The sequence below is a fragment of the Bradyrhizobium sp. BEA-2-5 genome (assembly GCF_032918025.1).
Taxonomy (GTDB): domain Bacteria; phylum Pseudomonadota; class Alphaproteobacteria; order Rhizobiales; family Xanthobacteraceae; genus Bradyrhizobium; species Bradyrhizobium pachyrhizi.
Genome location: NZ_CP136629.1, coordinates 1,295,396 through 1,320,852 on the forward strand (window position 1 = coordinate 1,295,396; position 25,457 = coordinate 1,320,852).

Below are 25,457 nucleotides of genomic sequence, written 5' to 3' on the forward strand. Positions count from 1 at the left end.
TGGGGACCGATCTTCAGGCATCAGGTCGAGAGGTGTTGGCGGAAACCCGTACGCGTCGAAAACGACACCGGGAGCATGAAGACCGAGTTCGTGATCGAGCTGACGCAAGAGGGCAAGCTGGATGGCCAACCTATCCTGTCTTCGGGGAACAGTTCAGCAACATCAGAGTCGGCTCGGGCCTATCAACAGAGCGCGCTCAGAGCGATTGCTGACTGCCAACCTTACACCTTGCCGGCGGAATACTACCATCAGTGGAAGAAGTTCATGCCGGTCTTTACTGATACGCCACTCGATCGCGCAGGGAAGCCTACCGGTGGGGAGCTTGATACTCGCAAGCTTTCAATTTGCCGAGGATGCTGACGCAACACCAAACGGCGCATTTGCGGACGCATCCCCTCACCCCAGCCCTCTCCCCGTGAAAAACGGGGAGAGGGAGCGGAGAGAGCCCTACGCCGCGGCCTTCTTCCGCGCGAGCTCGGCCTTGTACAACTCGAACTCCTCCGCGATCGCCCTGGCGATCGACGGGCGCTGGCGCAGGCGTTCGTAGTAGGCCTTCACGTTCGGCCATTTCGCAAGCTCGATCGGCGGCGTCGCCATGGTCCAGTTGATGACCGTGACGAGATAGGCATCCGCCACGCTGAAATGGTCGAGCAGGAAATCGCGACCCTTCAGATAGTTGTCGAGATAGTCGAGCCGTGAGACGTATTTCTCCACGGCATAGGTCTTGGCCTCCTGCGGCGCCTTGCGGTCGAGCAGGGGAAGGAACAGGCCCTTGTGCAGCTCGGTGCCGATGAAGCAGAGCCATTGATGCAGCCTTGAACGCTCGGCGTTCGACGCCGAGCCGATGCCGGCGCGCGGAAAGCGGTCGGCCACATATTGCAGGATCGCGGCGTTCTCGGTCAGCACCACGCCCTCATCGGTGCGCAGCGTCGGCACGAGGCCGAGCGGGTTGACCTTGTTGAAGTCGGAGCCGTCGGTGCGCACCGCCTTGGTCTTCGGGTCGACCTCGAGATAGTTGGCCGGCTCGCCGGCTTCGTAGAGCGCGATGCGTGTCGCCATCGAGCAGGCGAGCGGCGAGAAATAGAGATCCATGGGTGCCTCCAGTGTCTGGCGCGGGTGTCCGGCCGTTGTTGATTTTTGTACTGTCTTGGATAATATTGATGGCGTCAAGGAATTAAATGCGAAATGGTACAAAAAAATAACAAGCCGCCGTCTGTTGCCAAAATCGCGGCGCCGGTCACCCCCAAGCGCCGCGGCCGTCCGCGCGCCTACGAGCCCGATGTCGCGCTCGGCAAGGCGCTCGACCTGTTCCGCAGGCAGGGCTTTGCGGCGACCTCGCTCGACGATCTCAGCGAGGCCACCGGCATGAATCGCCCGAGCCTCTACGGCGCCTTCGGCGACAAGCGTGAGCTCTACATCAAGAGCTACCAGCGCTACCGCGACGACGCGCGCGCCGCGATGGTCGACATCTTCCGCGCCGACGCGCCGCTGCGCGAGCGACTCGAGCGCATCTATCGCATCGCGCTGAACATCTATCTCTCCGGCGAGACCGGCCCGCGCGGCTGCTTCACGGTGGTGACGGCGGCGTCCGAGGCGGTGAGCGATCCCGAGATCCGCGCCATGGTGCTCGACGGACTCACCGAGCTCGACAAGGCTTTCGGCATCTGCTTCCGCCACGCCAAGGAACGCGGGGAACTGCCTGAGGGGACCGATCCGGCGTCGCTGGCGCATCTGGCTTCCGCCACCATCCACACCATCGCGATCCGCGCCCGCGCCCGGGTGCCGCGTAAGGAGCTCGAGGCGATCGTGAAGGGTGCGATCGACGTGCTGTGCGGGGCGAAATAGCCGCCGCAACTTTCTTGCGCAGCAAATGTCGGGCGCTGGCTTTCCCGCCCGTCTTCCGTAAGGTCTCCCACTCACGGAAGCGGAACATCATGGGAAAAGTCAGGACTTCAGTATTCACGGTCTCGATCGACGGATTTGGCGCGGCGCTGAATCAGAGCCTCGAACATCCATTCGGCGTCGGCGGCCTGGCGCTGCCCGCCGCCTGGTTCTTCGAGACGCGAACCTTTCGCGCGATGACCGGCCAGGACGGCGGCACCACCGGGCTCGACGACGAGATCGCGCGCAAGTCGATGGAGGGGATCGGCGCCTGGATCCTGGGCCGCAACATGTTTGGCCCGATCCGCGGGCCGTGGCCGGATCATGCCTGGAAGGGCTGGTGGGGCGACAATCCGCCGTACCACACGCCGGTGTTCGTGCTGACCCATCACGCGCGGCCCGACATCGCGATGGAAGGCGGCACGACGTTTCACTTCGTGACCGACGGCATGCTCGCGGCGCTCGAGCGGGCGCGCGCCGTTGCCGGTGACAAGGATATCCGCGTCGGCGGCGGCGTCTCGGTGGTGCGGCAATTCCTGCAGGCGCGTCTGCTCGACGAGCTGCAACTGGTGCTGCCGCCGGTCGTGCTCGGCGCCGGCGAGAGTTTGTTCGCGGGCCTTGATCTGCCTGCCCTCGGCTATGCCGTCGTCTCGCATGTCGCGAGCCCGCACGCGACCCACGTTACCTTCGCGCGCAAGGCGTCTTAGTCAGCCGTGCATCTTGTCCGTCATTGCGAGCGATACGCGGTAGGATGGATTGCTTCGTCGCTGCGCTCCTCGCAATGACGTTCAAGCGCGATTCCGCATCGCCGGTTTCGTAGCCCGGATGAAGCGCAGCGCAATCCGGGAGCGGTTTGTCCGGCGCAAAGAACCCCGGATTTCGCTTCGCTGCATCCGGGCTACACGCAGGTGTCAATACCCCCGCTTGCGGTCGACCAGGTTCTCCAGCGCGCCGCCGGCCTCGAAGCGCGCGATCTGCTGTGCGACATATTTCGAGATCTCGTCGGCGTCGGTGTCGGCGGCGTTGTGCGGCGTCAGCACCACCTTCGGGTGGCTCCAGAACGGACTCGCCTCGGGCAGCGGTTCGGTCTCGAAGACGTCGAGCGAGGCGGCGCCCAGCGTGCCGTCGTCGAGGCAGGCCAGGATATCGGCTTCGTTCTGAAGGCCGCCGCGGCCGGCATTGATCAGCACGGGCGCGCCGAGCGGGCTGTTGCGGTTGAGCTTTGTGAAGACGTCGCGGTTGAGGATGCCGTTTGTGTCAGGCGTCAGCGGCAGCAGGCAGACCAGGATGTCGGTCGCGCGCAGGAAGGCGTCGAGCCCGTCCGCGCTGTGATAGCAGGCGATGCCGTCGATGCGCTTCTCGCTGCGGCTCCAGCCGACGACGCGAAAGCCGAGCGCGCGCAGCGCCTGCGCCGAGGCGGCGCCGAGCGTGCCGAGCCCCATGACGCCGACGGTGATCGCGCTCGCCGCCCACTGGTAGTCCGGCGCCCAGCGCTTCACCCGTTGCGACTCGCGCAAATAAAGCTCCTGGCGGTGATGCATCAGCACGTGCAGCACGACATATTCGGTCATGCGATTGGTGAGATCGGGCACGGCGACGCGCACCAGCGGCACATCGGGCAGGCTGTTGTCGGCCATCAGCGCGTCGACGCCGGCGCCGAGGTTGAAGATCGCGCGGAGATTGGGGAACGCACCGAGATCGCCCGGCACCGGCTTCCACACCGCGGCATAGTGCACCTCCGCCGGGTCGAGCCCGGCATCCGGCAGCAGCACCACGCGGCGGTCCCCGCAGACCGCTTCGAACCGGGCCTTCCAGCGCTCCGACGACCAGTTTTCCGAGCCGCCATTGATCAGCAGCGCGAGCGCGCCCTTACCCATCCCGATACCTCCAACGTCTATGTGATTTAAGTCACATAACGGGTCCGACCCGCTTCCTTATCTCCTGCCATCAACAGGGGAGAACTTCCATGCGCAAACTGATCCTGGTGTCGGCTTTCATCCGCTCCGCCGTCGCCACGGTCCACGCCCGTGCTCGCAAACGCTGACACGCCGGCTCAGGCTCAACCGGCCGTTGCTCCAACGCAGAACGAGGCCCAACCGGCCTCATCGCAGGCTCAGGCGCAACCCGTGGAGTCTCCGCGGCGGCAGGCGTCCCGTTCGGTGGGGAGGAGCCACATCCGCCATCGAGAGAGCGATGAAGCCAAGGCACGCCGGATCGCCGCCCGCTACGGCGTCTATTGGTAACCGCACGTTCATCGTCGCCGCGACAAACGTCCCGTTCGTCGAAGCTCGCCATGAAGTCCCGATCAAAATCCACCGTCGGCACCCGGAACCTAAATTTCTTTCGCGCCCCCTGTCGGCAGCGGGCATAATCGTTCGTTCTTGCAATGAACGGAGATGCCTTTTCGATGCTGTACGCCATCCTCTGCTATCATGACGAAGACATGGTCGGCTCCTGGAGCAAGGAGCAGGACGAGGCCGTGATGAAGAAGCTCGCCGTGGTGCAGGAGAAGCTCACCAGGCAGGGCCGGCTCGGACCGGTGGCGCGGCTGTTGCCGACGACCGCGGCGGCGACCCTGCGCAAGGAGGACCCGCCACTGGTGCTCGACGGCCCCTATGCCGAGACCAAGGAGCAGCTGCTCGGCTTCTACATCGTCGACTGCAAGAATCTCGACGAGGTGCTCGACATCGCGCGCGACCTCGGCGAGGCCAATCCCGGCGGCACCTATGAGATCCGCCCGGTCGGCTACTTCAATCAGGGAGGTACCAAGGCTTGAGCGAGACCGACACCGCCTGGATCGAGACTGCGCTGACCTCGGCGCGACCCCAGGCGGTGGGCGCGCTGCTGCGCTATTTCCGCGATCTCGACACCGCAGAGGAGGCTTTCCAGAACGCCTGCCTGCGCGCACTCAAGTCCTGGCCGCAGAACGGGCCGCCGCGCGATCCGGCGGCCTGGCTGATCATGGTCGGCCGCAACGTCGCGATCGACGAGGTGCGCCGCGCCCGCAAGCAGCAGCCGCTGCCGGAGGACGACCAGGCCATCTCCGATCTCGATGATGCCGAGGGGGCGGTGGCCGAGCGGCTCGACGGCTCGCACTATCGCGACGACATCCTGCGGCTGATGTTCATCTGCTGCCATCCCCAGCTGCCGGCGACGCAGCAGATCGCGTTGGCGTTGCGCATCGTCTCGGGCCTCACCGTGAAGCAGATCGCACGCGCCTTCCTGGTCTCGGAAGCCGCGATGGAGCAGCGCATCACGCGGGCCAAGGCAAAGGTCGCCGACGCGGGCGTGCCCTTCGAGGCGCCCGGCGCGGTCGAGCGTTCCGAGCGGCTCGCCGGCGTCGCCGCCATGATCTACCTGATCTTCAACGAAGGCTATTCGGCGAGTGGAGACACTGCGGAGATCAGGAAGCCGCTTTGCGAAGAGGCGATCCGGCTGGCGCGGCTGCTGCTGCGGCTGTTTCAGAGCGAGCCGGAGATCATGGGCCTGACGGCGCTGCTGTTGTTGCAGCACGCCCGCGCCGAGGCGCGCTTCGATGCTGACGGCGAGGTGATCCTGCTCGACGACCAGGATCGCAGCCTGTGGAACCAGAAGCAGATCGCCGAGGGTCTCGCGCTGATCGACAAGGCGATGCGTCACCACCGCAGCGGTCCTTATCAGATCCAGGCCGCGATCGCCGCACTGCATGCGCGCGCGGAAAAGCCCGAGGATACCGACTGGACCCAGATCGATCTGCTGTACGGCGCGCTCGAGGTCATGCAGCCGTCGCCGGTGATCACGCTCAATCGCGCGGTCGCGGTCTCCAAGGTGCGCGGGCCGCAGGCTGCGCTCGATCTGATCGAGCCGCTGGCGCCGAAGCTCGCCAACTATTTCCATTTCTACGGCGTGCGCGGCGCCTTCCTGATGCAGCTCGGCCGCAACGACGAGGCCCGCGTCGCCTTCGACCGCGCCATCGCGCTCGCCAACACGTCGGCCGAAGCCGCCCACATCCGCATGCATCTCGATCGCCTGATCCGGGACAGCCAGCCGCGCAGCGCGAAGGCGGGGAAATAATCGTCCAAGTCGTCGCGCGGCCGTCATGCGCGGCCCTGAGCCGGTATCGCTTCCTCCTCGAACGCGACGCTTCCCTCGAAGCCCCGATTGCCGCCCGGCGTCGAAACGACGCCGGCTGCCGCCATTGTCTGCTTCCCTGCGGCGCGCCTCCGCAGTAGCCTGCGTGAATTGCACACAAAACTATTGCTCGGAGAATGAAATGATTGATCGCCCGCTCGATGAATCGGTGCATTCAGCGCAAGGCAATCGCCAAATGAATCGCCGCGATCTCCTGCTGAACGGCAGCTCGGTTCTGGCCATGCTTGCGTTGGCCTCGATTGCGCCTGCGAACCCCAGGTCTGCCGCCGCGCAATCGACCGCGCCGCGCCCGCACATCGTTTACATCGTCGCGGACGACCTCGGATGGAAGGACGTCGGATTTCACGGCTCCGACATCAAGACCCCAAATATCGACAAGCTTGCGCAGGACGGGGCCCGGCTCGAGCAATTTTACGTCCAGCCGATGTGCACCCCCACCCGGGCAGCATTGATGACCGGCCGTTATCCGTGCCGCTACGGCCTGCAAACCCTGGTCATTCCGACGCCCGCCAAGTACGGATTGCCGACAGATGAATGGCTGCTGCCGCAGGCGCTGAAGGAAGCAGGCTACAGGACGGCCATGGTCGGAAAGTGGCACCTTGGGCACGCCGACCGCAAGTTCTGGCCGCGTCAACGCGGGTTCGACTACCACTATGGATCGATGGTGGGCGAGGTCGATTACTTCACCCATTCATCGGCAAATGTGCGCGACTGGTATCGCAACGACAAGCCGGTGAATGAGCCGGGCTACGTCACTCAATTGTGGGGTGCGGATGCAGTCGCGCAAATCGACGCCCATGATCCAAAGACACCGTTGTTTCTCTATTTGGCCTTTACCGCTCCGCACTCGCCTTACCAGGCTCCCAAAGAATATATCGACAGGTACCGGCATATCGAAGATCCAACGAGGCGCACCTACGCCGCCATGATCACGTGCATGGACGACGAGATCGGCAAGCTGGTCTCCGCGCTCGAACGGAAGAGGATGCGCGAGAACACCTTGATCGTCTTCATGAGCGACAACGGCGGCAACCAGACCGCGCTCCTTGCCGGGGATGCCGACGTGTCGAAGCTGAAGCTGCCAGCCGACAACGGTCCTTACCGCGGCGGAAAGGGCGCGTTGTACGAAGGCGGGACGCGCGTCGCCGCATTCGCGAACTGGCCCGGGCAGATCAGAGCTGGCGAGGTGAGGGAGATGATGCACGTCGTCGACATGTTCCCGACGCTCGCCGGTCTCGCCGGCGCCGACCTCGCCAAGGGAAGCAAGGGAAAGCCGCTCGATGGGCTGGACGTCTGGGCCACCGTCAGCAAAGGCGCCCCCTCGCCCCGGCAAGAGGTGGTGTACAACATCGAGCCGTTCCGCGGCGGTGTGCGCGCAGGTGACTGGAAGCTGATCTGGCGGACGCCGCTTCCTTCGGCGATCGAGCTGTACAATATCCCGCAAGACCCGTCGGAAAAAACCAATCTGGCCGAAAGCAATCCCCAGAAGGTCGCGGAGTTGCAGTCCCGCATCACGCAGCTCGCGAGGGAAAGCGCCAAGTCCCTGTTCCTTATCGATGCGTTCGCGGCGGTCAAGGGGGCTTCATACGGACCGCCGTCGCTGCCCAGCGAGGATGCCTTCTTCACGCAAGGTGATTGAGGGCGCGGGGGCCGCCCCGTTGAAGGGGCGAACCTCATTGGATCTGGCCGGATGCCCGTGATTCAAGCTCCCGTACCGGGAGCTTCGACCGTGCATCGCGACGACGTCCAAAAATCTTCACCGGGGTTGTCGGCCTCGCATTCCGCCGTTCGTCTTGATGGCAGAGCATCACCAAGCGTTACGGAGCCTGTCATGCCGACGGTCGTCGACACCGAAGTCTCAAAGCCCGCCCGCATCACCGGCCGCGTCATGAGCGGCGTGGTCGTCCTGTTCCTGCTGTTCGACGGCGCGGTCAAGCTGGTGCCGCTGTCGGTCGTCACCGAGACCATGGACAGGATGGGCTTCGGCGCGAGCGATGCGCTGGCGCGCAGCCTCGGCATCATCACCATCGTCTGCACGCTGCTCTACTCCGTGCCGCCGACCTCGATCCTCGGCGCCATCCTGCTCACCGGCTATCTCGGCGGCGCGATCGCATCGCATGTGCGGATCGGCAACCCGCTGTTCACCCACACGTTGTTCGGGCTCTATCTCGGCCTGATGCTGTGGGGCGGGCTCTATCTGCGCGACGGCAATCTGCGCGCAATGCTTCCATTTCGCCGGTGAACTATTGTTCAATTCATCCTTGTGGAGACTGTCATGTTGGAGATCGTTGCCATCATCGCGATTGTCCTCGGCGTCGCGATCGCCGTCATCCTCATCCTCGCGGCGACCAAGCCGGGCACGCTCCGCGTCACGCGTGCGATCAGCGTCAACGCGCCGGCCGAGCGGATATTTCCGTTGATCGACGATCTCCATCAGTGGACGCTCTGGTCGCCCTACGAGAACCGGGATCCGGCCATGAAGCGCATCTATGGCGGCGCCGGGCGCGGGCAGGGAGCGGCCTATGCCTGGAACGGCAACAAGAATGTCGGCGCCGGCCGCATGGAGATCCTGCAATCCTCCGCGCCGTCGAAGATCGTCATCAAGCTCGACTTCATCAAGCCGTTCGAAGGCCACAACACCGCCGAGTTCACAATGCTGCCGCAGGGAAATGCGACCACCGTCACATGGACCATGTATGGTTCGGCCGTCTTCATGTCGAAGGTGATGCAGGTGTTCATGAACCTGGATCGCATGATCGGCAGGGATTTCGAGGTCGGTCTCGCCAATCTGAAGAAACTGACTGAAAAGTAGCGCGTTTTCGAACGAGGTGGTTACCGGTTCGTGTCAGGAAAACGCGTCAAGATAACAATCCGGAGCCCTCGTTCCGATATGATCGGGACGAGGCTCGAATGACCCAAGGGAGCATGCGATGCAGGTCAACCCCTATCTCTCCTACGACGGCAATTGCGGCGCCGCGCTGAAATTCTACGAGAAGGTTCTCGGCGCCCGGATCGAGGAAACCTTCCCCTACGGCGAGGGCAGTGCGGAGATGCAGACGCCGCCCGGCTGGAAGGACAAGATCATGCACGCCCGCCTCACGATCGACGGCGAGATCATCATGGCCTCCGACGCCCCGCCCGGCCACTTCCAGAAGCCGCAGGGCTTCCACGTCGCGTTGCAGGTCGAGGATCCCGCGGAGGCGGAACGCCGCTTCAAGGCGCTGGCCGACGGCGGCTCGGTCACCATGCCCTTCAGCAAGACGTTCTGGGCCAAGGGCTTTGGCATGTGCGTCGACAAGTTCGGCATTCCCTGGATGGTGAACTGCCCGCAGGGGATGTAGGCCGCGGTAGTTGGACAGTCATCCCCGCGCAACGGCTCCGCCGTTGTCGCTGAGGTGGCCGCTTCTTCAGCGGCCCTCGAAGGGCGACGGCCCGGCTGTGGCCGTTCATCCTTCGTGGCTCGCCCAGCGGTGCAAGTGCACCGCGGGCTCGCACCTCAGGATGACGGGTCGGACTACGTCAGTTGTTTGGTCAAGGCGCCGCTACCTACACCGCGGATAGATCGCCGCGAGCTCGCGGCCGCGCAGCAGCAGCAGGCGCGAGGTCAGGCCGCCGCGGCGGACGATCCAGCCGCGCACCGGTGCCGGATAGGCTTGCAGCACCGCCACGGACGCTTCCGGCTCGGCATAAGTGTGGCCGCGCCGGTCGATCGAGCGGGCGGCGTGAAAGCCGAGCACGGCGCGCCGCGTCACGCAGATGCGGTCGCTCGGCACCATCGAGAGCACCAGCGTGCAGGCCGACAGGCAGGGCCCGTCGATCACGACGCGTTCGCCCGATTCGCGCACCTTGTCGAACAGTTCGATGAACGGGCCGACCTGCCCGCCGGGGCTGGCGAGGATACGAACGTCGGCCTGCGCGCAGCTGACGGTTGCGCAGAGAGCTACCGCCGCGACAAGTATTTTCATGCGCGCAATCCCTGCCCACGATGCGACCGAGGTGCTGTCGCATCTGAAGTCGCAAGGCTCGCGCCGGAATGGGGCATCGTCAAGACCGATGACCCGGTCGCGACAGCAGGTGGCTCAGGCCGCCCGATTCTTGAGCGCGCCAACGATCGCAGTGAGCACTGCGCCGGCAACGCCGCCGCCGGCGACCTGACCGATGATGCTGCCGATGTCAGGCGCAGCGCCGGAATTGGCGAGTAGCGGGATCAGCATGCCCAGAAGCTGTCCGCCCGCGCCGCCACCGATGGCGCCTGCGATGGTGTTTCCGAGCGTGCCGAGATCGATGCTTGGCTGCTCCGGCAGCGACATTGCCGCCAACGGCTCCGCTGATGACTTGAATGATCAGATTGATGAGGACGCCCGACATGACGTGATTTCTCCTCGGTATCTGGTGCAACGCGGCTGAGGCGCCGGCCGGCGCTTCACCGACAAGGTTAGACCTCCAGAGCGCAAAGATCATGCTGCGCACGCGAAGATTGCGGCTCGTGCCGACGGTATGCACCGGCTTTTTGAGGGAACCGCCGGGCGACCCCGAGGGCTTCAGCCCGCGCCGGAGACGCCGGCCTCGGCAAAGGTCGCCATGCCGCCATGACAGGCGAGCGCCGCGCGCAACAGCAGGATCGCAACCCCCGCGCCGGAGCCTTCGCCGAGCCGCATGTTAAGGTCGAGCAAGGGGGCGAGTTCGAGCTCGCGCAGCAATTCGCGGTGGCCGAGCTCGGCCGACACATGCCCGGCGCGGCAATGCGCGAGGCTATCGGGCGCAAGCCGCGCCAGCGGCAGCACCGCCGCTGTCGCCACGAAGCCGTCGAGCAGTACCGGAATGCAGCGTGCGCGCGCTGCCAGCACAGCCCCCGCGATCGCCGCGAGCTCGCGTCCGCCGAGCGACATCGCGGTGACGAGCGGATCGTCGATCACGCCGCGATGCAGCTTGAGCGCCGCATCGATCGTGGTGCGCTTGCGTATCAGCCCGGCATCGTCGACGCCGGTGCCGCGGCCGGCCCAGCGTACGCCGCGCCCGCCCATCAATGCCGCGCACAGCGTCGCGGCGACCGTGGTGTTGGCGATGCCCATCTCGCCGACCACGAGCAAATCGCATTGCTCGGGCACCGTGCGCCAACCGGTATCAAGCGCGACGAGGAAATCGGCGGCGTCCATCGCCGGCCCGGTCGTGAAATCGCGGGTCGGGCGCGCCAGCTCGAGCGGCTCGACGCGCAGCTCCGCACCGGCAAGCTTGGCGATCTGGTTGATTGCTGCGCCGCCGGCGGCGAAGTTCGCCACCATCTGCGCGGTGACCTCGGAGGGATAGGCTGAAACGCCGCGCTCGGCGATGCCGTGATTGCCGGCGAACACGGCGATCGTGACGTGGTCGAGCCGGGGCATCTCACATCGCTGCCAGCGCGCCAGCCAGATCGCAACCTCCTCCAGGCGGCCGAGGCTTCCCGGCGGCTTGGTCAGGTTCTGCTGGCGCTGCGCGGCGGCCGCGGCACTGGCCTCGTCGCCCTGAGGCAGGTCGCGACAAAAGCCGCGGATGTCGTCTAGAGTACTGAACTGCATGCGATTCCCTCGTCGAGCGGGCCGCAAGCTAATGCATGATCCGGAAACGTGTGAAGCGGTTTTCCCTCGCGACAAATGCGTAGCATTTGCGCGGAGATCATGCCCTAACAAGAAGCTGAAGCGCGATCAGATCGAGCCCGATCTCGTCGCGCTTTAGCCCAATTTCCAGGCCTTCACCATGAATCAATGGCTCGACGATCTCCGGACCGCGACCGCCTTCCTGACCCGCCTGCCGATGCCGCATCCAGACGGCGCGCGGACGGAGAGCTTTGCGCGGGCGCAGCGGCTGTTTCCCCTGGTCGGGGCCGCCATCGGGGCGGCGATCGGCCTGTTTTGCCTGCTGCTGCGGGCGATCGGTGTGCCGGATCTCGCCGCCGCGGCGCTCGCGCTCGGTGGCGGTGCGCTGCTCACCGGCGCGCTGCATGAGGACGGGCTCGCCGATGTCGCCGACGGGTTCGGCGGCGGCCGCGATGTCGCGGCCAAGCTCGAGATCATGCGCGACAGCCGGCTCGGCACTTACGGCGCGCTGGCGCTGGTGGTGAGCTTTGCCACTAAGCTCGCGGCTCTCGCGGCAATTCCGAATGGTCTCGTGGTGCAGAGCCTGATCGCGGCGCACGCGCTGGGCCGCGGCGTGCTGCCATGGATCGCGATCAGCCTGCCTTACGCCCGCAAGGACGGGCTCGCCGCCAATGCTGGAAGGCCTGATGGGACAATTGCCGTGGTCGCGGCCGGCATCGCGCTGCTGATCGCAATCCTCGCCTTGCCGTTCGGCAGCGCGCTGCTGGCGGCGATCGCGGCCGCTGTGAGCGCGCTGGTCATGGCGCTCGTGGCAAAGCGGCAGATCGGCGGCCAGACCGGCGATGTGCTTGGCGGCGTCGAGCAGGTCGCGGAGACCGCGATCCTGGTGCTGCTCGCGGCGCGGCTAGGTTAGAGCATGTTCGAGCGAAGTGGAGACCGGTTCGCGTGAAGAAAACGCGTCGAAATGAAAGTGTGAGCGGAACATGGATCGCGAAACGCGTCTCTGGCTGATCCGTCACGCGCCGGTGGACGGTCCGCGCGGCGTGATCCACGCGCCGGATGCGCCCGCCGACCTCAGCGATGCCGCGGCATTCGCGTCGTTGCAGGCGCGGTTGCCGGCTCACGCTCGCGCGGTCTGCAGTCCGGCGCGGCGCACCCGCGAGACCGCAGGAAAGCTCGGCCTGACTGCAACGGAGGACGACGCTTTTCGCGAGCAGGATTTTGGCGATTGGACCGGCCGGCGTCACAGCGAGATCGAAGCCGAGCTCGGCGCGGCCTATCGCGCGTTCTGGCAATCGCCGGGCAGCAACCGGCCGCCGCGCGGCGAAAGCTTTGCCGATCAGATCGCGCGGGCACGGGCAGGGCTCGCGCGCTTGCCGGCCGGCGACGTCGTGCTGGTCGTGCATTCCGGCACCATCCGCGCGATCCTTGCGATCGCGCTCGAGCTTGCGCCGGAGCTCGCGCTGCGCTTCGTCATCGATCCGCTGTCATTGACGCGGATCGACCGGCTGCCGAATGCCTGGCGCGTGGTCGCGGTGAACGAGCTCTGATAGCGCAGTGACTCTGCTTTACCTCGCCCCGCATGCGGGGAGAGGTCGGAACGCATCGACAGATGCGTTCCGGGTGAGGGGGAGTCTCCGCGAGACTAACTGATACTGAGCGCGGGGAGAGGGCCCCTCACCCCGACCCTCTAAGAGCGAGCTTCGTTCGTCTCGACCCCGTAAGAACGGGGCGAGGGAGCGCAGTCCCGTCGCGGCGGTGACATTAGTTCGTCCGATCAACCGTTACCCATTCCGCCGCGCGCCGCGCAGAGTCGGCAGGCCGATGCCGGCGGCGTCGAATCCGCCGTCGACGGCGAGGATCTGGCCGGTGATGTAGCTGGCGCGATCCGAGCACAGGAAGAAGATCGCTTCCGCCAGCTCCTCTTCCAGGCCGTAGCGGTTCAGCGGAATGGCGTCGTGATAGTCCGCGCGGATCTCCTTGGTGTGAACCTGCTTTGCCATCGCGGTGTCGACCGGTCCCGGCGCGACCGCGTTGACACGAATATTGAGGGAGGCGAGCTCGACCGCGAGCTGCTTGGTGAGGTGCGCAAGGCCCGCCTTGCTGGTGCCGTAGGCCGAGCGCAGCGTCGAGGCGCGCACCGCCGAGATCGAGGTGATGTTGACGATGGCGCCGCCATTGCCGTCGCGCATCAAGGGCACCGCCGCCTTGGCGCAGAGGAACGGTCCGGTGAGGTTGACCGCCATGATCCGGCTCCAGTCGGCGTCCGAGGTCTCCAGCACCGGCGTGAACACAGCAATGCCGGCATTGTTGACCAGCGCGTCGAGCCGGCCGAACCGGTCCGTGATCGCAGAGATCGCGGCTGCCACGCCAGCGGTGTCCGATACGTCGCAGGTCAGCGCCAGCGTGTCGTCGGGCTGCTTCAGCGCCGCGACTGCCGCGCGCAGCAATTCACCCTCGATGTCGAGCAGCGCGACGCGCCAGCCGTCGGCGAGAAAGCGTTTCGCCGCGGCAAGCCCGATGCCACGCGCGGCGCCGGTCACGAGTGCGACTTTGAGGGAAGCGGAATTCATCGGATGGTCCATCGGTTCGGGCAGGAAATCCCGACCGTCTGCGACCTTTACCTGGTGATGTCAACCTGAGAGGCGCTCAACTGGCTCGGCCGTCATTGCGAGGAGCGATAGCGACGAAGCAATCCATTCTTCCCGTGTGGCGAGGTGGATTGCTTCGCGGAGCCTGTCATCGGGCCGCTTTCGCGCGACCCGTTGGCTCGCAATGACATGGGTGCGACGGCCGTTCTATACTCTTTCAACACGGGAGGAAGGCGCGTCTCGAAGGATGCACGGCCCCCAGCCCGGGCCGCCCATCCTTCGAGGATCGCACCGTGGCTTACGCTGCGAGTTCGGCAGAGGCGCGCTGCATGTTGGTGGACATGTCCTGCGTCACGATGCTCTGCTCCTCGACCGCGGCGGCGGTCGAGGCGATGTATTCGTTGACGCCGGCGATCGCCGCCTTGATCTCGGACAGCGAGCTCACCACTTCGGCGGCGATCGAGTTCAGCGCGTCGATTTCCGAGGCGATCTTGTCGGTCGCCTGCTTGGCCTGGTTGGCGAGGCTCTTCACCTCGGAGGCGACCACCGCGAAGCCGCGGCCGGCTTCGCCGGCGCGCGCCGACTCGATCGTGGCGTTGAGCGCGAGCAGGTTGATCTGCCCGGTGATGTTGTTGATCATCTCGACGATGCCGCTCATCGCCTGCGCAGCGGCATTGAGCTTCTGCGCTTGCCCGTCGGCAGCCTCCACCCGGCCGGTGGCGACCGCGGCGTTCTGCTTCGACTTGGTCATGGTTTCCGAGATCTCGCGGATCGAGGCGCTCATCTCCTCGCTGCCGGCGGCGACCGCCTCGATCAGGCCGCGCGCGCTGTCGGCCTTCTTGCGGCCGATCGCCTGCGCGGTGGTGTCGGTGGCGTATTTCACCACCTTGAACGGCTTGCCGTTGAGATCGAGGATCGGGTTGTAGGAGGCCTGGATCCAGACCTCCTTGCCGCCCTTGCCGATGCGCTTGTATTCGGCGGCCTGGTATTCGCCGCGGTTGAGCGCGGCCCAGAACTCGCGATAGCCGGCGCCATCGCGCTCGCTGGGATCGACGAACATGCTGTGATGCTTGCCCTTGATCTCGGCCAGCGAATAGCCGAGCGCGCCGAGGAAGTTGGCATTGGCGGTGACGATCGTGCCGTCCATGTTGAACTCGATCACGGCCTGGGCCTTGTCGATCGCATCGATCTGGCCATCATTGTCGGCGGTTTTCACCTTCTGCTGCGTGACGTCGGTGGCGAACTTGACGACCTTGAACGGCTTGCCGCGGTCGTCGAGGATCGGGTTGTAGGTGGCGAGGATCCAGATTTCCTTGCCGCCCTTGCCGAGCCGCTTGAATTCGCCGGCCTCGAACGCGCCCCGGTTCAGCCGCGCCCAGAAATCGCGATAGGCCACGCTGTCGCGGTCGGCGGGCGGCACGAACATGCTGTGGTGCTTGCCCTGGATCTCGGCGAGCGAATAGCCCATAGCGCCGAGGAAGTTCTCGTTGGCCTTGACGATGGTGCCGTCCATGTCGAACTCGATCACCGCCTGCGCCCGGCCGATCGCGGCGATCTTGCCGGCATCCTCCATGCTGTGGATCTTCTGCGCGGTGATGTCGGTGGCGAACTTGATCACGCCGACCGGCTTGCCACCCTTGTCAAGGATCGGGTTGTAGGAGGCCTGGATCCAGATCTCGCGGTCGCCCTTGGCGATGCGCTTGTATTGCGCGGCCTGGAATTCGCCGCGGTTCAGGTCGGCCCAGAACGCGCGATAGTCCTGGCTGTCGCGCGTGGCCGGATCGACGAACATGCTGTGGTGCTTGCCCTTGATCTCGTCGAGCGTGTAGCCCATCGCATTGAGGAAGTTCTCGTTGGCGTCGACGATGGTGCCGTCGAGCTTGAACTCGATCACCGCCTGCGACTTGCCGATCGCGGCAGTCTGCGCCAGCGCATTCTCGATCTTGGCCTTGTTGCTGAAACTGAACATCAGGGCTCCGTGAAGGTTCAAATAAAAGGGATGGGGAAAGCGGATCGCGGCAACTCACGGAAAGGTTGCAGCGAGCCGTTTAGCATCCGTAAAGCCTGTTGCTCGCGCGCGCTTGGCACGAACTGCATAACGCCAAGTTCCACACATGCATCCGTCTCAATTCGCAAAGGTTTTTTTCAGAATGCACGTTATCATCCACAAGCAGCACGCGATGTTCACCGTAATCATACGGACGAAAATCGATGATGACTTTCGTCTGATGCGGGGTGATGAAGCGCGTCTGCTTCAGCGATGATGATGGGTCTATTACGAAGCCTGATATCGCCGGCCGCTTTTCACCGATCGATGCAGCGACTTGATTCGCGTCCTCGATGAATGTGCGATCGCGTTCGATGCTTGGGTCTCCACGCCCGCCGAACCCAATAAAGTATCTCCATACGAAAAAAATATCGCCGCACGGGATGTCGGAAGGGCGGTCCCGGCCTCGTCCTCCGGTCACTCATTCCATGATGGAGTTCCGATGTCGCTTACCCTGCATTACCACCCGCTGTCCTCGTTCTGCTGGAAGGCGCTGATTGCGCTCTATGAGAACGGCACGCCCTTCACGCCGAACATGGTCAATCTCGGCGATCCCGCCGAGCGCGCGGCGCTGCTCGCGCTGTCGCCGATCGGCCGTTTTCCGGTGCTCCGCGACGAGACGCGGGACGAGACGGTGCCGGAATCGAGCATCGTCATCGAATATCTCGACCGGCATTATCCCGGTGCCGTCAGGCTGATCCCCGAGGATCCGGACCTCGCGCTGCAGACCCGGCTGCGTGATCGTTTCCTCGATCTCTATGTCCACCTGCCGATTCAGAAGGTCGTCGGCGACCGGCTGCGGCCTGCGGACAGCAAGGATCCGCATGGCGTCGCCGAGGCGCGGGCGCAACTCCGCACCTCCTATGCGATCCTGGATCAGCAGCTCGATCATGGCGGCTGGATGATGGGCGGGCATTTCTCATTGGCCGATTGCGCGGCCGCGCCGACGATGTTCTACGGCAACAAGGTCGAGCCGTTCGGAGATGGCCATCGGCATCTGGCCGCCTATCTCGAGCGGCTGATGGCGCGGCCGTCCTTCGCGCGCGTCCTGAAGGAGGCCGAGCCCTATTTCGGCATGTTCCCGCGGGAAGCCTGACGCAAGCCGGCCTCCGATCCGGTTCCAAAAATAAATCGTGGCGGGATGTCGCTTTCGCGCCGCCTTGTTCGTCATCTCCTTGAGGCCCGGGTTTCCGGAGCGCTGGTCGCTCCGGAGGCCCGGGCGATACCTGTGGGAGACGACATGGCTGCAGCTGGCAACAGGGCGGAGATCATCCGCTCCCTCTTCGCCGCCTACCTCTCTAATGACCGCGCGAGAGTCGAGGCGGCGTTCGCTGAGGATTTCCGCTTCTCGACGCCATATGGCGAGAACATCGACAAGCCGACCTATTTCGCCGAGTGCTGGCGCGACTCCGGCTGGATCGGCCGCCACGAGATCGAGCGCATCATGGTCGACGGCGTCGAGGCCTTCGTCACCTACCGCTGCGTCGCCCGCGACGGCAAGAGCTTTCGCAACACCGAGTTCTTCGTGTTCGACGGCGACAAGGTGTCGCGCATCGACGTCTATTTCGGCCCGTCGCACCAGGACGGCGAACTTGTCAGGCAGGACCGCTAAGGGGTGTGGCGCGCGATGCAATGACCTCTGAAATAATTTCGCTTGGCCTGTCGGCGTGGCAAGCCCCGCGTCGTCCTTGAGACGAGCACCGGAGATACCGGCAAAGCAGCTGAACAAGACAACGGAGCAGGTCGATGCGTTTCATGGTGATCGTCAAGGCAAGCCAGGATACCGAGGCCGGCAAGATGCCGACCACGGAGATGCTGGCCGCGATGGGCAAGTTCAACGAGGAAATGGCCAAGGCCGGCGTCATCGAAGCCGGCGAGGGCCTGCATCCGACCAGCAAGGGTGCCCGCGTCAAATATGCCGGTGGGCAGAGCACGGTGTCGCGCGGCCCGTTCGGCCTCAGCGGCGATCTGGTCGCCGGCTTCTGGCTGATCGAGACCAAGTCGCTCGATGAAGCGATCGACTGGATGAAGCGCGCGCCGTTCGACGGCGGCTCCGAGATCGAAATCCGCCAGGTGTTTGCCGCGGAGGATTTCGGCGAGGCGCTGACGCCGGAGCTGCGCGAGCGGGGAGAGCGCCTGCGCGCGCAGGTGGGCAGGAAATGACACCCGACGTCATTCCGCGATGTCGCGCCGGCGATCCGCCCGGAATACATGATCCCCGGCGCAAGTCGTGGATTCCGGGCCGGCGCACCAGGTCGGCTGTTGCCGACTTGGACAAATACCTAGGGCCGAACTCGGGTAAACCCAAGTTCGGCGTGGGGCTTCCCGGCATGACGAGGGTGAAGATTGCGAGTGATTCAACAGGCAAGGAAATCCGACCCATGCGATTCATGATGCTGATGATCCCGCTCGGCTACGAGGCGGCACCGCCGGACGTTCAACTCGATCCCGAACGTGTCGCGGCGATGATGCGCTACAACGAGGCGCTGAAGGATGCCGGCGTGCTGATCACGCTCGACGGCCTGCATCCGCCGGCTGCCGGCGCGCGCGTCAAGTTCGACACCGGCGTGCCGGTCGTGATCGACGGCCCCTTCACTGAAGCCAAGGAGGTGCTGGGCGGCTACTGGATGATCGAGGTCGCCTCGCGCGAGGAGGCGATCGCCTGGGCGAAGAAGTGCCCGGCCTCGGCCAACGAAATCATCGAGATTCGGCAGGTGCAGGAGGTGGCCGATTTCTCCGAAGAGGTGCAGCAGGCCGCCGCCACCTTCGAGCATCCGCAGGGCGGCTGGGGCAAGGCGCTGCGCTGAACCTTCACCGAGAAGCGATGCCGCTTCAAAGCGTCATCGCATCACCGAACCATCGTCCACCAGCAACAACCACAACGGAGACGAAACATGAGCACCAACACCTTCCTCGCCGTCTATCTCGGCGGCGGCAAGACCGGCTCGCGGATGGAAGCCTGGAACGCGCTGCCCGAGGCCGAACGCCGCGCCAAGGAGCAGCAGGGCATGGCGGCCTGGGGCGCATGGGTCGAGAAGCACCAAGACGTGATCGTCGAGATGGGCGGACCGCTCGGCAAGACCAAGAAGGTCGGGCAGGGCGGCGTCACCGACATCGCCAATCTGATGACCGGCTTCACCGTGGTGCGCGCGCCCTCGCATGAAGCAGCGGCAAAGCTGTTCGAGAACCACCCGCATTTTTCGATCTTCCCCGGCGAAGCCGTCGAGATCATGCCGGTGCTGCCGATCCCGGGGCGCTAAGGCGGGCCGCAGGCTCCCTGAACCTCTACCGCTTGCGGGGGAGGTCGCTGCGCTCGAAGAGCGCGGCGGGGGGCTCTTTCCACGATGCGAGAGCCCCCAGCCCAACCTCGAGCCTCACTCACCTCGGACCCCACGCGCGGGAGAGAGAGAGCGCAGTTTCTCTCGGGCCGCCATCGATGCTCGGCGTCGGTAATCACCGAAGCGGTCCGTTAATCTTGATTGACGCGACGCTGCCCCGCTAGTGACCTTCGCGCCCGGCTCATGTAAAGGTCGTTCACATGAGCTGGCGCAAGGAGCAGCGCCGCGCCGAGCGCGGCTATCACCACGGCAATCTGAAGGAAGCCTTGTTGCAGGCCGCTCTCGGGCTGATCGCCGAGAAGGGTGCGGCCGGCTTCACCTTCGCCGATGCCGCGCGCATGGCCGGCGTCAGCGCCGCGGCGCCCTATCGGCATTTCCGCGACCGCGACGAACTGATCGCCAGCATCGCGCAGCGCGGCTTCGAGCAGTTCGAATCGCTGCTGACGCAGGCCTGGGACGACGGACGCCCCGACACGGTCACGGCGTTCGAGCGCGTCGGCAGGGCCTATCTCGCCTTCGCCCGCGAGGAGCCGGCCTTCTACAACGCGATGTTCGAATCGGGCCTGCCGGTCGATGCCAATCCTGCGTTGATGGCAGCGGGCGAACGCGCATTCGGCGTCATCCGTGCCGCCGCCGAGCGTCTCGCGGCGCTGACGCCGCCCGGCACGCCCCGTCCGCCGGCGATGATGATGGCGCTGCACATCTGGTCGATGTCGCACGGCGTCGCTTCGCTGTTCTCCCGCGGCGATGCCGCGCGTCGCAAATTGCCGATGTCGCCGGACGAGCTGTTAGAGGCCGAGGTGCTGATCTATCTGCGCGGGCTCGGCTTCCCGATCGACCGCCGGCCTGGAACCGCGGCCGCCGACGACAAGCCGGCCGGCGAAAGGTCTGGTCCCTGGGGGAAGCCGAAATAAGGTTCAACGGCCAAGCCAAAAATAATCCGAGGGGTGCGTCATCCGCGCTGCTTGACTTTCCCAAGGGATCGGCTACCTATGTAAATGTTATTTACATTCACAACGGCGCAGGTGCCGTGATGGAGATGGGAAATGGCCTACACCGCTGATGTCAATCGATGGCGCGGCCCTGTCGAAGAGCCCTACCGTCCCTACTTCTACGCGACGCCGTGGCATCCCCTGAAGATCGCCGGGATCATCCTCGGCTTCATCATCTGGTGGCCGATCGGACTTGCCCTTCTCTTTTTCACACTCGGGAGCAGAAGAATGTCGTGCTGGAGCAGCCAGGATCGCTGGCAGAACAAGATGGAGCGGATGCAGTACAAGATGGACCGCATGCGCGGCCGCATGGAGCGCAGTGGCTTCGGCTTTGGCTTCGGCCCGCCGTCCTCCGGCAACCGTGCCTTCGACGAGTACCGCTCTGAAACGCTGCGCCGGCTTGAGGAAGAGCAGGTCGAGTTCAGGAACTTCCTCGACCGTCTGCGTCACGCCAAGGACAAGGAAGAGTTCGACCAGTTCATGGCGCAGCACAAGACGCGTCCGACCCCGCCGACCGACCAGCCGCCGCAGGGTTGATCGCGCGAGGCAATAGCTGGCCTTCAGGCGATGTGCCCCCATAGAACCTGATGGCCCTGAGCCGCCCGTTTGCGATGAGCAAGCGGGCGGTTTGCATTTTGGGATGGTGACGCCCACTCTATCGTTTGGGATCCGGACGATGAGGTGAAGACCATGGCGGGATCAGCGACAGTGACGGCCGGCGAGCTCTGGCTTGCGATCCGGCGCGAGGCGGAGGCGGCGATCGCGGCCGATCCGTTCCTCGAGGCGTCGGCCGCCTTCATCCTAGATCAGGGCGACCTCGGCGGTGTGCTCGCTTTTTTGATCGGTCGGCATATCAGCCGCGCGGAAGAGGATCGCGCGCAGTTCGCGCGGATCGCCCGCGAAGCCTATGCGGCCGAGCCCGTGCTGGTCGATGCCGCGGCCACCGACCTCACGGCCATCGTTCGCCGTGATCCCGCGATCACGGGCTTCCTGCCGCCGCTGCTCAACTTCAAGGGCTTTGTCGCGCTGCAGGCCTGGCGGGTGTCGAATTGGCTATGGCGCGAGGACCGCCCCGACCTTGCGCTGATGATGCAAAGCGCGGCGGCAGACCAGTTGCAGATCAGCATTCACCCGTCGGCCCGGATCGGAACCGCGGTTTTCCTCGATCACGGCACCGGCATCATCATTGGCGCGCTGGCCTCGGTCGGCGACGAGGTCACGATTTTGCAGAACGTCACCATCGCGCGGCATCAGGATGATCCGCGCCGCGCGCCAAAGATCGGCCGCGGCGTGCTGCTCAGCGCCGGCGCCACCGTGATCGGACATCTCTCGATCGGCGATTTCGCCAGGATCGGCGCCGGCGCGCTGGTGACGACGGATGTGCCCGCCGGCTGCACCGCCGTCGGCGTGCCTGCGCGGCTGACCAATTGCGCGGAGGCGGGCACGCTTTCGTGAGGTGAGCACACCGACCGGGTCGCCCCTTGCGTCGCTACGCCGGCACGAGCATATCGGCGAGTTGCGTAAAACTGTCCGCGTGGAGGTCGATCCAGGATTCCGGCGCCACGTCGAGTTTCGCCGCCGGCCCGAACTCGAGCGGACGGGCGATGAACGCCGTGCGCATGCCAAAGGCGCGGGCCGCCTTCAGGTCGTATTTGTGGCAGGCGACCATCAGGATCTTGTCGGCGGGATAGCCGAGGTAGTCGACGGCGAGTTGATACACCGCGGGTGACGGCTTGTAGCTGCGTGCAAGCTCTGCGGTCAGCACGGCGTCGAAGGGCAATTTGGCGTGCTTGACCACCGCCACCACCGCGGCCATGCCGGCATTCGACAATGTCGAGGTCACGAACCGACCGCGCAGACGCCCAAGTCCTTCGACGCTGTCGGGCCATGCGTCGAGCTTGGTCCACACCGTGTTCAATTCGTCGCGCTCGTCCCTCGACAAGGCCTCCGAGAGACCGTGGCGATCCAGCAGCACATCCAGCGCCTCGCGATAGATGCGGTCGACCCGAATCCACGGGCGCTTGCCCCCGATCACTTCGTCGAGCGCGGCACGATAAAGATCGCGCCATTCGCTCGAGAGCTTGGCCCAGTCGAGCGCGAGCCCCTTCGCGGCGTTGACGGCCTGCCCCGCACGCAGGATCGGCTGATAGAAGTCGACGCAGGTCCCCTGGACGTCGAACGTGATGGCGCGGATCTCATTGCGCCATGTCGCGGCGCCTGCCGGCTGTATCCCCGTCATCGCGGCCATGATCGACATTCCTCCAGCGGTCACGAAGCTTCGTCTGGTCAGATCGGGTAGCACGGTTTATTCCCCGGTTGCGGGTATCGGAAGCAGGTGCACCAGGTCCTTCGTGAGGTGAGCACTCTGCTCAGGCTTCCTCTCTCGCGTGCGGGGGAGGGTTGGGGTGGGGCTCTCTCCGCGAGTCACGCTGTGGAGAGAGCCCCCATCCGCCGCAAGCGGGAGAGGCGGACGGAGTTCGCGGAAAGCTAACGCACCCTACACATTCGATCCATTGATCGCGTCGATCACGGCATCGGTCACTTCCTTGGTGGTGGCCTTGCCGCCGACATCCGGCGTCAGCACGCCGGCCGCGCAGACGCGTTCGACGGCCGCCATCAGCCTCGAGGCGGCATCCTTCTCGCCGAGATGCTCGAGCATCTGCGCGCCGGTCCAGAACGTCGCGACCGGGTTGGCGATGCCCTTGCCGGTGATGTCGAAGGCCGAGCCGTGGATCGGCTCGAACATCGAGGGGAAGCGGCGCTGAGGATCGATGTTGCCGGTCGGCGCGACGCCGAGGCTTCCGGCCAGCGCACCGGCGAGATCGGAGAGGATGTCGGCGTGGAGATTGGTCGCCACGATGGTGTCGAGGCTCTTCGGATGCAGCGTCATGCGCACAGTCATGGCGTCGACCAGCATCTTGTCCCAGCTGACGTCGGGGAATTCACCGGCAACCTCGGCCGCGATCTCGTCCCACATCACCATGCCATGGCGCTGCGCGTTCGACTTGGTCACGACGGTCAGCAGCTTGCGCGGACGCGACTGCGCGAGCTGGAACGCGTAGCGCATGATCCGCGTCACGCCGACGCGGGTGAAGACCGCCACTTCCGTGCCGACCTCCTCCGGCAGGCCCCTGTGGGCGCGGCCGCCCATGCCGGCATATTCGCCTTCCGAGTTCTCGCGCACGATCACCCAGTCGAGATCGCCGACGCCGACATTGCGCAGCGGCGAGGCCACGCCCGGCAGGATTTTTGTCGGCCGCACATTGGCGTATTGGTCGAAGCCCTGGCAGATCGGCAGCCGCAGGCCCCACAGCGTGATGTGGTCGGGCACGTCAGGGGCGCCGACCGCGCCGAAATAGATCGCATCGAACTTCTTCAGCTCGGTGAGGCCGTCGGCCGGCATCATCACGCCGTGCTTCTTGTAATAGTCCGAGCCCCAGTCGAACGTCGTGACGTTGAAGGCGAGATCGCCGCTGCGCTTTGCCAGAGCCTCCAGCACGCGGACACCGGCCGAGATCACCTCCGGCCCGATGCCGTCGGCGGGGATGGCTGCGATCGAATGGGTGCGCATGGGTTGTCTCCGGATCATTAGTGAGTTCGCACGGGATTGGGTTGCGGTTCGGATTGCGCGGGCGCGCTCTGCGCACGCGACAGCAGCAGCGTGAGCGCGGCCGAGAGCACCAGGAGGCCGGCGACGAAATAGAGCCCGCCCTCGAAGCTGCCGGTGAGGTCCTTGATCCATCCGATCATGGCCGGACCGACGAAGCCGCCGAGATTGCCGATGGAGTTGATGGTTGCGATGCCGCTCGCCGCGGCCGGACCGGCCAGGAACAGTGTCGGCATGCTCCAAAGCGGCGGCTTCGACGAGGAGATACCGATATTGACCAGCGTCAGCGCCGCGATCACGGCGGCAAGGCCGGTCCACAGCCCGGCAAGCGCAAGTCCCGCCGCGGCCATCAGGCAGGCCAGCACCACGTGCCAGGTGCGCTCGCCGGTGCGGTCGGAATGCCGCGCCCATAGCACCATCGCGATGACGGCAATGGTCGCCGGTACCGCGTTGAGGAAGCCGACCTGGATCGACGACAGGCCGAACGCCTTGATGATCTGCGGCGCCCACACCCCAAGTGTGTAGAGCCCGGCCGAGGTGCCGAAATAGACCAGCGCCAGCGCCAGCACCCGCGGGTCGGCGAGGCCGCGCCAGATGCTGTGGCTTGCGGTCGTGGCCTTGCCGTCGTTCTCGGCCTTCATGGTCTTGACCAGCCAGGCGCGCTCGTCGTCGGCAAGCCATCCGGCCTGCTCCGGCCGGTCGGTCAGGAAGCCCAGCACGACGAAGCCGAGCAGCACAGCGGGCACGGCCTCCAGCACGAACAGCCATTGCCAGCCCTTGAAGCCGAGCATTCCGTCCATCTCCAGCAGCGCACCCGAGAGCGGCGAGCCGAGCACGGTCGAGAGCGGCGCCGCGGCCATGAACAGCGCGGTGACGGCGGCGCGCTGCCGCGCCGGATACCAGTAGGTGAGATAGAGGATGATGCCGGGGAAGAAGCCGGCCTCGGCGACGCCGAGCAGGAAGCGCAGGACGTAGAAGCTCGTCACGCCCTGCACCAGCGCCATCGCCGCCGAGACCAGGCCCCAGGTGATCATCACCCGCGCGATCCAGATCCGCGCGCCGATCTTGTGCAGGATGATGTTGGAGGGCACTTCGAACAGGAAGTAGCCCCAGAAGAAGATACCGGCGCCGAAGCCATAGACGGTCGGCGACAGGCCGATGTCCTTGTTCATGGTCAGCGAGGCGAAGCCGATATTGACGCGGTCGATGAACGCCACGAAGTACAGCAGCATGATGAACGGCACGATGCGCAGTGAGATCTTGCGCAATACGCGCGCGCCAAGCTGGCTTTCCATGG

Annotated in this window: 29 protein-coding genes; 19 read left to right on the forward strand and 10 right to left on the reverse strand. The window is 65.2% G+C overall.

What is annotated here, in order from left to right; translation table 11 throughout:
• Window positions 1–75: 75 nt before the first annotated feature.
• Window positions 76–360 (forward strand): hypothetical protein, encoded by a 285-nt coding sequence (locus tag RX327_RS05955; protein WP_152977666.1) that lies wholly within the window; start codon window positions 76–78, stop codon window positions 358–360.
• Between the two features lie 87 nt (window positions 361–447).
• Here the strand turns inward: RX327_RS05955 and RX327_RS05960 are convergent, their stop codons facing one another.
• Complete coding sequence (locus tag RX327_RS05960) at window positions 448–1,092, reverse strand: glutathione binding-like protein (RefSeq protein WP_317249751.1); 645 nt, start codon at window positions 1,090–1,092, stop codon at window positions 448–450.
• 93 nt (window positions 1,093–1,185) lie between these two features.
• On the opposite strand from RX327_RS05960, the gene RX327_RS05965 reads away from it, so the two are divergent.
• A complete protein-coding gene (locus tag RX327_RS05965; RefSeq protein ID WP_317249752.1) occupies window positions 1,186–1,845 on the forward strand; it encodes a TetR/AcrR family transcriptional regulator in 660 nt (219 codons plus the stop codon).
• Between the two features lie 89 nt (window positions 1,846–1,934).
• Complete coding sequence (locus tag RX327_RS05970) at window positions 1,935–2,588, forward strand: dihydrofolate reductase family protein (RefSeq protein WP_050385242.1); 654 nt, start codon at window positions 1,935–1,937, stop codon at window positions 2,586–2,588.
• 204 nt (window positions 2,589–2,792) lie between these two features.
• Here the strand turns inward: RX327_RS05970 and RX327_RS05975 are convergent, their stop codons facing one another.
• Window positions 2,793–3,758, reverse strand: coding sequence for a glyoxylate/hydroxypyruvate reductase A (locus RX327_RS05975; protein WP_317249753.1), 966 nt, complete (start codon window positions 3,756–3,758; stop codon window positions 2,793–2,795).
• 530 nt (window positions 3,759–4,288) lie between these two features.
• On the opposite strand from RX327_RS05975, the gene RX327_RS05980 reads away from it, so the two are divergent.
• The 6 genes from RX327_RS05980 to RX327_RS06005 all read left to right on the forward strand — a co-directional run bounded on the left by RX327_RS05980 (window position 4,289) and on the right by RX327_RS06005 (window position 9,353).
• Window positions 4,289–4,657 (forward strand): YciI family protein, encoded by a 369-nt coding sequence (locus RX327_RS05980; protein ID WP_317249754.1) that lies wholly within the window; start codon window positions 4,289–4,291, stop codon window positions 4,655–4,657.
• Entirely contained in the window at window positions 4,654–5,934 is a 1,281-nt protein-coding gene (locus tag RX327_RS05985; RefSeq protein ID WP_317249755.1) for an RNA polymerase sigma factor, read from the forward strand. Before RX327_RS05980 ends, RX327_RS05985 begins: the two co-directional genes overlap by 4 nt.
• A 199-nt stretch (window positions 5,935–6,133) precedes the next feature.
• Window positions 6,134–7,651, forward strand: coding sequence for an arylsulfatase B (locus RX327_RS05990; RefSeq protein ID WP_050385241.1), 1,518 nt, complete (start codon window positions 6,134–6,136; stop codon window positions 7,649–7,651).
• Between the two features lie 192 nt (window positions 7,652–7,843).
• On the forward strand, window positions 7,844–8,254 hold the full coding sequence (locus RX327_RS05995) for a DoxX family protein (RefSeq protein WP_050385240.1): 411 nt from the start codon (window positions 7,844–7,846) through the stop codon (window positions 8,252–8,254).
• Between the two features lie 33 nt (window positions 8,255–8,287).
• Window positions 8,288–8,824, forward strand: a complete 537-nt coding sequence (locus RX327_RS06000) for an SRPBCC family protein (RefSeq protein ID WP_050385239.1) — start codon at window positions 8,288–8,290, stop codon at window positions 8,822–8,824.
• A gap of 118 nt (window positions 8,825–8,942) precedes the next feature.
• Window positions 8,943–9,353 (forward strand): VOC family protein, encoded by a 411-nt coding sequence (locus RX327_RS06005; RefSeq protein ID WP_317249756.1) that lies wholly within the window; start codon window positions 8,943–8,945, stop codon window positions 9,351–9,353.
• Between the two features lie 201 nt (window positions 9,354–9,554).
• Here the strand turns inward: RX327_RS06005 and RX327_RS06010 are convergent, their stop codons facing one another.
• The 3 genes from RX327_RS06010 to cobT all read right to left on the reverse strand — a co-directional run bounded on the left by RX327_RS06010 (window position 9,555) and on the right by cobT (window position 11,567).
• Window positions 9,555–9,977, reverse strand: a complete 423-nt coding sequence (locus RX327_RS06010; protein WP_050385238.1) for a hypothetical protein — start codon at window positions 9,975–9,977, stop codon at window positions 9,555–9,557.
• Between the two features lie 114 nt (window positions 9,978–10,091).
• Window positions 10,092–10,322 (reverse strand): hypothetical protein, encoded by a 231-nt coding sequence (locus RX327_RS06015; RefSeq protein WP_410712141.1) that lies wholly within the window; start codon window positions 10,320–10,322, stop codon window positions 10,092–10,094.
• A 231-nt stretch (window positions 10,323–10,553) separates the two neighbouring features.
• On the reverse strand, window positions 10,554–11,567 hold the full coding sequence (cobT, locus tag RX327_RS06020) for a nicotinate-nucleotide--dimethylbenzimidazole phosphoribosyltransferase (protein ID WP_050385237.1): 1,014 nt from the start codon (window positions 11,565–11,567) through the stop codon (window positions 10,554–10,556).
• Between the two features lie 178 nt (window positions 11,568–11,745).
• Between cobT and cobS the strand changes: the two genes are divergently transcribed.
• Together cobS and RX327_RS06030 are read left to right on the forward strand one after the other, a co-directional pair.
• Complete coding sequence (cobS, locus tag RX327_RS06025) at window positions 11,746–12,498, forward strand: adenosylcobinamide-GDP ribazoletransferase (protein WP_050385236.1); 753 nt, start codon at window positions 11,746–11,748, stop codon at window positions 12,496–12,498.
• A gap of 70 nt (window positions 12,499–12,568) precedes the next feature.
• Complete coding sequence (locus RX327_RS06030; RefSeq protein ID WP_050385235.1) at window positions 12,569–13,135, forward strand: histidine phosphatase family protein; 567 nt, start codon at window positions 12,569–12,571, stop codon at window positions 13,133–13,135.
• A 234-nt stretch (window positions 13,136–13,369) separates the two neighbouring features.
• On the opposite strand, the gene RX327_RS06035 is transcribed toward RX327_RS06030, so the two are convergent.
• A complete protein-coding gene (locus RX327_RS06035) occupies window positions 13,370–14,158 on the reverse strand; it encodes an SDR family oxidoreductase (RefSeq protein WP_317249757.1) in 789 nt (262 codons plus the stop codon).
• A gap of 316 nt (window positions 14,159–14,474) precedes the next feature.
• Window positions 14,475–16,145: a PAS domain-containing methyl-accepting chemotaxis protein gene (locus tag RX327_RS06040; RefSeq protein ID WP_317249758.1), complete on the reverse strand. Its 1,671-nt coding sequence runs from the start codon at window positions 16,143–16,145 to the stop codon at window positions 14,475–14,477.
• A gap of 520 nt (window positions 16,146–16,665) precedes the next feature.
• Here RX327_RS06040 and RX327_RS06045 point away from each other — a divergent pair.
• The 8 genes from RX327_RS06045 (at window position 16,666) to RX327_RS06080 (ending at window position 22,008) form a co-directional block, all read left to right on the forward strand.
• Window positions 16,666–17,319 carry a glutathione S-transferase family protein gene (locus RX327_RS06045; RefSeq protein WP_050385234.1) on the forward strand — a complete coding sequence of 218 codons (654 nt, stop codon included), beginning with the start codon at window positions 16,666–16,668 and terminating at the stop codon, window positions 17,317–17,319.
• Between the two features lie 144 nt (window positions 17,320–17,463).
• Window positions 17,464–17,835: a nuclear transport factor 2 family protein gene (locus RX327_RS06050; RefSeq protein ID WP_050385233.1), complete on the forward strand. Its 372-nt coding sequence runs from the start codon at window positions 17,464–17,466 to the stop codon at window positions 17,833–17,835.
• A 134-nt stretch (window positions 17,836–17,969) separates the two neighbouring features.
• A complete protein-coding gene (locus RX327_RS06055) occupies window positions 17,970–18,386 on the forward strand; it encodes a YciI family protein (RefSeq protein ID WP_317249759.1) in 417 nt (138 codons plus the stop codon).
• Window positions 18,387–18,604: 218 nt separating this feature from the next.
• Window positions 18,605–19,030 (forward strand): YciI family protein, encoded by a 426-nt coding sequence (locus tag RX327_RS06060; protein WP_317249760.1) that lies wholly within the window; start codon window positions 18,605–18,607, stop codon window positions 19,028–19,030.
• Window positions 19,031–19,117: 87 nt separating this feature from the next.
• Window positions 19,118–19,483 (forward strand): YciI family protein, encoded by a 366-nt coding sequence (locus tag RX327_RS06065; protein WP_050385231.1) that lies wholly within the window; start codon window positions 19,118–19,120, stop codon window positions 19,481–19,483.
• A 278-nt stretch (window positions 19,484–19,761) separates the two neighbouring features.
• A complete protein-coding gene (locus RX327_RS06070; protein WP_317249761.1) occupies window positions 19,762–20,475 on the forward strand; it encodes a TetR/AcrR family transcriptional regulator in 714 nt (237 codons plus the stop codon).
• A gap of 132 nt (window positions 20,476–20,607) precedes the next feature.
• Window positions 20,608–21,090 (forward strand): DUF2852 domain-containing protein, encoded by a 483-nt coding sequence (locus tag RX327_RS06075; protein WP_317249762.1) that lies wholly within the window; start codon window positions 20,608–20,610, stop codon window positions 21,088–21,090.
• 153 nt (window positions 21,091–21,243) lie between these two features.
• The gene (locus tag RX327_RS06080; protein ID WP_050385229.1) at window positions 21,244–22,008 is read left to right on the forward strand and encodes a serine O-acetyltransferase; all 765 of its coding nucleotides are present in this window, start codon (window positions 21,244–21,246) and stop codon (window positions 22,006–22,008) included.
• A 34-nt stretch (window positions 22,009–22,042) separates the two neighbouring features.
• Here the strand turns inward: RX327_RS06080 and RX327_RS06085 are convergent, their stop codons facing one another.
• The 3 genes from RX327_RS06085 to RX327_RS06095 all read right to left on the reverse strand — a co-directional run bounded on the left by RX327_RS06085 (window position 22,043) and on the right by RX327_RS06095 (window position 25,455).
• Window positions 22,043–22,801 carry a haloacid dehalogenase type II gene (locus tag RX327_RS06085; protein ID WP_244482184.1) on the reverse strand — a complete coding sequence of 253 codons (759 nt, stop codon included), beginning with the start codon at window positions 22,799–22,801 and terminating at the stop codon, window positions 22,043–22,045.
• A gap of 249 nt (window positions 22,802–23,050) precedes the next feature.
• Window positions 23,051–24,124 carry a tartrate dehydrogenase gene (locus tag RX327_RS06090; protein ID WP_317249763.1) on the reverse strand — a complete coding sequence of 358 codons (1,074 nt, stop codon included), beginning with the start codon at window positions 24,122–24,124 and terminating at the stop codon, window positions 23,051–23,053.
• A 17-nt stretch (window positions 24,125–24,141) separates the two neighbouring features.
• Entirely contained in the window at window positions 24,142–25,455 is a 1,314-nt protein-coding gene (locus tag RX327_RS06095; protein ID WP_317249764.1) for an MFS transporter, read from the reverse strand.
• Window positions 25,456–25,457: the final 2 nt, after the last annotated feature.

Bases quoted from the DNA above. Each gene is read 5' to 3' on its own strand.
- RX327_RS05955 (WP_152977666.1), top strand. From the start codon at position 76: ATGAAGACCGAGTTCGTGATCGAGCTGACGCAAGAGGGCAAGCTGGAT.
- RX327_RS05960 (WP_317249751.1), bottom strand. From the start codon at position 1,092: ATGGATCTCTATTTCTCGCCGCTCGCCTGCTCGATGGCGACACGCATC.
- RX327_RS05965 (WP_317249752.1), top strand. From the start codon at position 1,186: ATGGTACAAAAAAATAACAAGCCGCCGTCTGTTGCCAAAATCGCGGCG.
- RX327_RS05970 (WP_050385242.1), top strand. From the start codon at position 1,935: ATGGGAAAAGTCAGGACTTCAGTATTCACGGTCTCGATCGACGGATTT.
- RX327_RS05975 (WP_317249753.1), bottom strand. From the start codon at position 3,758: ATGGGTAAGGGCGCGCTCGCGCTGCTGATCAATGGCGGCTCGGAAAAC.
- RX327_RS05980 (WP_317249754.1), top strand. From the start codon at position 4,289: ATGCTGTACGCCATCCTCTGCTATCATGACGAAGACATGGTCGGCTCC.
- RX327_RS05990 (WP_050385241.1), top strand. From the start codon at position 6,134: ATGATTGATCGCCCGCTCGATGAATCGGTGCATTCAGCGCAAGGCAAT.
- RX327_RS05995 (WP_050385240.1), top strand. From the start codon at position 7,844: ATGCCGACGGTCGTCGACACCGAAGTCTCAAAGCCCGCCCGCATCACC.
- RX327_RS06000 (WP_050385239.1), top strand. From the start codon at position 8,288: ATGTTGGAGATCGTTGCCATCATCGCGATTGTCCTCGGCGTCGCGATC.
- RX327_RS06005 (WP_317249756.1), top strand. From the start codon at position 8,943: ATGCAGGTCAACCCCTATCTCTCCTACGACGGCAATTGCGGCGCCGCG.
- RX327_RS06010 (WP_050385238.1), bottom strand. From the start codon at position 9,977: ATGAAAATACTTGTCGCGGCGGTAGCTCTCTGCGCAACCGTCAGCTGC.
- RX327_RS06015 (WP_410712141.1), bottom strand. From the start codon at position 10,322: ATGTCGCTGCCGGAGCAGCCAAGCATCGATCTCGGCACGCTCGGAAAC.
- cobT (WP_050385237.1), bottom strand. From the start codon at position 11,567: ATGCAGTTCAGTACTCTAGACGACATCCGCGGCTTTTGTCGCGACCTG.
- cobS (WP_050385236.1), top strand. From the start codon at position 11,746: ATGAATCAATGGCTCGACGATCTCCGGACCGCGACCGCCTTCCTGACC.
- RX327_RS06030 (WP_050385235.1), top strand. From the start codon at position 12,569: ATGGATCGCGAAACGCGTCTCTGGCTGATCCGTCACGCGCCGGTGGAC.
- RX327_RS06035 (WP_317249757.1), bottom strand. From the start codon at position 14,158: ATGAATTCCGCTTCCCTCAAAGTCGCACTCGTGACCGGCGCCGCGCGT.
- RX327_RS06040 (WP_317249758.1), bottom strand. From the start codon at position 16,145: ATGTTCAGTTTCAGCAACAAGGCCAAGATCGAGAATGCGCTGGCGCAG.
- RX327_RS06045 (WP_050385234.1), top strand. From the start codon at position 16,666: ATGTCGCTTACCCTGCATTACCACCCGCTGTCCTCGTTCTGCTGGAAG.
- RX327_RS06050 (WP_050385233.1), top strand. From the start codon at position 17,464: ATGGCTGCAGCTGGCAACAGGGCGGAGATCATCCGCTCCCTCTTCGCC.
- RX327_RS06055 (WP_317249759.1), top strand. From the start codon at position 17,970: ATGCGTTTCATGGTGATCGTCAAGGCAAGCCAGGATACCGAGGCCGGC.
- RX327_RS06060 (WP_317249760.1), top strand. From the start codon at position 18,605: ATGCGATTCATGATGCTGATGATCCCGCTCGGCTACGAGGCGGCACCG.
- RX327_RS06065 (WP_050385231.1), top strand. From the start codon at position 19,118: ATGAGCACCAACACCTTCCTCGCCGTCTATCTCGGCGGCGGCAAGACC.
- RX327_RS06070 (WP_317249761.1), top strand. From the start codon at position 19,762: ATGAGCTGGCGCAAGGAGCAGCGCCGCGCCGAGCGCGGCTATCACCAC.
- RX327_RS06075 (WP_317249762.1), top strand. From the start codon at position 20,608: ATGGCCTACACCGCTGATGTCAATCGATGGCGCGGCCCTGTCGAAGAG.
- RX327_RS06080 (WP_050385229.1), top strand. From the start codon at position 21,244: ATGGCGGGATCAGCGACAGTGACGGCCGGCGAGCTCTGGCTTGCGATC.
- RX327_RS06085 (WP_244482184.1), bottom strand. From the start codon at position 22,801: ATGGCCGCGATGACGGGGATACAGCCGGCAGGCGCCGCGACATGGCGC.
- RX327_RS06090 (WP_317249763.1), bottom strand. From the start codon at position 24,124: ATGCGCACCCATTCGATCGCAGCCATCCCCGCCGACGGCATCGGGCCG.
- RX327_RS06095 (WP_317249764.1), bottom strand. From the start codon at position 25,455: ATGGAAAGCCAGCTTGGCGCGCGCGTATTGCGCAAGATCTCACTGCGC.